The sequence below is a fragment of the Deinococcota bacterium genome (assembly GCA_030858465.1).
Classification (GTDB): domain Bacteria; phylum Deinococcota; class Deinococci; order Deinococcales; family Trueperaceae; genus JALZLY01.
In genome coordinates this window covers 1-2453 of record JALZLY010000199.1, presented here as the reverse complement: position 1 = coordinate 2453, position 2453 = coordinate 1, and the positions used below count along the sequence as shown (strand labels likewise).

The 2453-nt window shown below is 71.9% G+C and carries 3 protein-coding genes; 1 reads left to right on the top strand and 2 read right to left on the bottom strand.

Annotated elements, in window-relative coordinates; genetic code table 11:
• Positions 1 to 487 (top strand): sensor histidine kinase (locus M3498_10130; GenBank protein MDQ3459639.1); only part of this gene is annotated, 487 nt, incomplete at its 5' end.
• On the opposite strand, the gene zapE is transcribed toward M3498_10130, so the two are convergent.
• Both zapE and M3498_10120 read right to left on the bottom strand, forming a co-directional pair.
• The gene (gene zapE, locus M3498_10125) at positions 412 to 1482 is read right to left on the bottom strand and encodes a cell division protein ZapE (GenBank protein MDQ3459638.1); all 1071 of its coding nucleotides are present in this window, start codon (positions 1480 to 1482) and stop codon (positions 412 to 414) included. The genes M3498_10130 and zapE overlap by 76 nt on opposite strands.
• A gap of 24 nt (positions 1483 to 1506) precedes the next feature.
• The coding region (locus M3498_10120; GenBank protein ID MDQ3459637.1) for an MFS transporter at positions 1507 to 2453 on the bottom strand (947 nt) is incomplete at its 5' end.

The window sequence follows — 2453 nt, the reverse complement described above, 5'->3', positions numbered from 1 at the left end:
CGCCCTGCAGGCGCGGGGCGAGGGCCTGGTGGCGGGCAGCGCCCAGCGCCTGGCGCAAGTCGTTCGCAACCTCGTCCGCAACGCCGTACAGGCCTCGGGCGACCCCGCCAAGGTGAGCCTCAAGCTCCTTAGCCGCGAGGACGAGGTGGTGCTCGAGGTCTGCGACGAGGGACCGGGTATCGCCGCGGCGGACCTGCCCTACGTCTTCGACCGTTTCTTCAGCCGGCAGGGCGGCACCGGTCTCGGCCTCGGCATCGCCAAGAGCCTGGTCGAGAGCCACGGCGGCCGCATCAGGGTCTTTTCGGAGGCGGGCCGGGGCTGCTGCTTTACCGTCACCCTGCCCAGCCTGGACGCCAGCCTCGAGGAGGACGGCGAGGCTGCGGCAGGCGGGCGCCCTCGCGAAGAGAGGCCCTATGCGCTCGCCGAGGAGACCGGCGCCGGCTGGGCCTCCCCCAGCAGCTCCGCGAGCCGCGAGACGCAGCGGTAGTATTTTTTGCTGAAGGCGCCGCTCCGGTAGCTCGGGTGAAAGATGTCCTCCAGAGCGATCCTTCCCGAGGCGCGAAAGCCGAGCTTTAAGTCGTAGAGCTTGTCGATAAAGTGCACGAAGCGCAGGGCGCTGTTCTGGTCCTCCAGCGGCGTCAGCGAGGAGAGGTAGAGCGTGCCGACCCCCTTCAGGAGGCCCCGGTAGCGCACCGGGTGGAGCGCCGCCAGGAGCGTGGTGAGCGCGGGCCAGTCGCCGTAGACCTTTGGGCCTCTGTAGGGGCCTGTGTGGGGACCTGTGTGGGGGCCTGGCGCGGGCTCGCTGGCGAGGAGCGTCTCGAGCGCCGCCTCGCTCATCAGGCCCGCCTGATGCTGGCGCTGCCGGTAATCCCCGCCCTCCAAGGTGAGCGTGCGGAAGTGTCGGGCGATGCTCTGGATCTCGCGCCTGAAGTCGTGAGCGTTGAAGCGCCCCTGGCCCTGCCGCTCGGGCGGGGTGTTGGAGGTGGTCAGGACGCGGCCGCCCCCCGCCAAGGCGTGCGCTAAAAACTGCTTGACGATGAGGGTGTTGCCGGGGTCGTCGAGCTCGAACTCGTCGATGCAAAGGAGGCTGTAATGGCCGAGCGCCTCCTTGGCCCGCACCCCGCCCAGGACGCCAATCAGATAGACGAGCTCCTGAAAGGACAAGTAGGCCTTGGGGCCTTCGGCCTCGTGGTAGGCGGCGGCCAAGAGGTGGGTCTTGCCCACGCCGAAGCCGCCGTCTAAGTAGAGGCCTTGGCCGGGAGCTTCCGGCGGGCGCCGCCAGGGCCAGCGGAAGCCGGCTGCTTCGCGCCGGGGGCGCAGCAGCGCGAACTCGCGCACCTCGTCGCGGGCCCGCTCCTGGCTGGGGTCCTGGGGCTGGTAGCCCTCGAACGTGGTGAGGCCGAAGCGCGGCGGCGGGATGAGCCCCTCGAGCGCGGGGCCGCTGGGGAGCTCGAGCTCGCTCAGGTGAAGAACGCGCGGCACGCCGTCAAGCCTAGCACGCGGCCGCTAGTCGGCGAGGCGCTCGGGGCGCTTTTTTGGCCTCTCCTGCGCCGGCCGCGCCCACAGCCACCATAGGCTCAGGCCGAGCGGCAAGAGCGCCAGCACCGCGCCGACCAGACCCAGCACCTCGTAGCCGGCAAAGGCCAGGACCGCCCCGCTGCCCAGGCTGGCGAGCGCCGAGGCCAGGCCGATGAGGACGTCGCCCACCCCCTGAACCCGGCCGCGCTCGGCGGGCGCCAGCCGGTCGGAGAGCAGCGCCGAGCCGCCCACGAAGAGCAGGTTCCAGCCGAGGCCGAGCCCGAAGAGCGCCACCGCGAGAGGCAAGACCTGGGGCGAGAGCGTCGCCATCCCCGAGGCGAGGCCGAGCAGAAGGGCGCCGCTCATGATGACCGGCCCTCGGCCCCAGAGGTCGGTGAGCCGGCCCGACACCAGCGCGAACGCGTACATGCCAAAGGTGTGCGAGGCGATGACCGCCGAGATGCTGGTCAGCGGGTGGTGGTGGTGGCTCATGTGTAGGGCGGTGATGACCATCAGCCCGACCATCACCGTCTGGCCGCAGACCATCGCGGCGATGGCCGTGACGACGCCGGGGTCGCGGAGAATCCGGGCGAGCGGCCGGCCCGGCCCCGGCCCCTGCGACACCTCGGGATGGGCCTGGGCCAGCTCCTGGGCCAGTTCCTTAGCCAGCTCCTTGGGCTCGGGTCTGAGCAGCGCTAAGACGACGGCCGCGGCGAGGGCGAACATGACGGCGCTGGCCAGGTAGGGTCCGGCGAGTTCGGGCAGGCCCAGGCCCTCGGCCAGCGCGCCCACCGGCCCGACCATCAGCGGCCCGAAGACCGCGCCCGCCGTGCCGCCCAGGACGACGTTGGCCACGGCGCGGCCGCGCAAGGCGGGGGCGTGGACCTCGGCGGCGGCGAAGCGGCCGAGGAGCAGCGCGGCCTGGGCCGAGCCCA